Consider the following 749-nt stretch of genomic DNA (forward strand, 5'->3'; position numbering starts at 1 on the left):
AGCTTGCGGAACATTTCAACGCCGGTAACGGTGGTTTTAACGGTGTCTTTAATGCCGACGATTTCAATCTCTTCGCCAACTTTAACAACGCCGGTTTCAACACGACCAGTTACAACCGTACCACGACCCGAGATCGAGAACACGTCTTCGATCGGCATCAGGAACGGCTTGTCTTTCGGACGCTCAGGAGCCGGGATGTAGTCGTCAACCGCTTTCATCAATTCGAGGATAGCGTTTTTGCCGATTTCATCATCGCGACCTTCCAGAGCAGCAAGAGCAGAGCCCTTGACGATCGGAATATCGTCGCCCGGGAAGTCGTAGGACGACAGAAGTTCACGGATTTCCATTTCGACGAGCTCGAGAAGCTCTTCGTCGTCGACCTGGTCAACTTTGTTCATGAAGACCACGAGAGCCGGAACACCAACCTGACGTGCGAGCAGGATGTGCTCACGGGTCTGCGGCATCGGGCCATCAGCAGCCGAAACGACGAGGATACCGCCGTCCATCTGTGCCGCACCAGTGATCATGTTCTTCACATAGTCAGCGTGGCCCGGGCAGTCGACGTGTGCGTAGTGACGGTTCTCGGTCTCATACTCAACGTGCGCGGTCGAGATCGTGATACCACGAGCTTTCTCTTCCGGTGCTTTGTCGATCATGCTGTAGTCCTGGAACGAAGCGCCACCGGCTTCTGCCAGAACTTTGGTGATTGCTGCGGTCAGCGTGGTTTTACCGTGGTCAACGTGGCCGAT

Annotated in this window: 1 protein-coding gene; it reads right to left on the reverse strand. The window is 54.9% G+C overall.

What is annotated here, in order from left to right:
* Positions 1 to 749, reverse strand: a 749-nt coding sequence (locus tag B2T33_RS20355; RefSeq protein WP_286793091.1) for an elongation factor Tu, incomplete at both ends; no start/stop codon positions are given.

Origin of the sequence: Thalassospira sp. UBA4513 (assembly GCF_002388495.1) — a bacterium.
Lineage (GTDB): Bacteria > Pseudomonadota > Alphaproteobacteria > Rhodospirillales > Thalassospiraceae > Thalassospira > Thalassospira tepidiphila.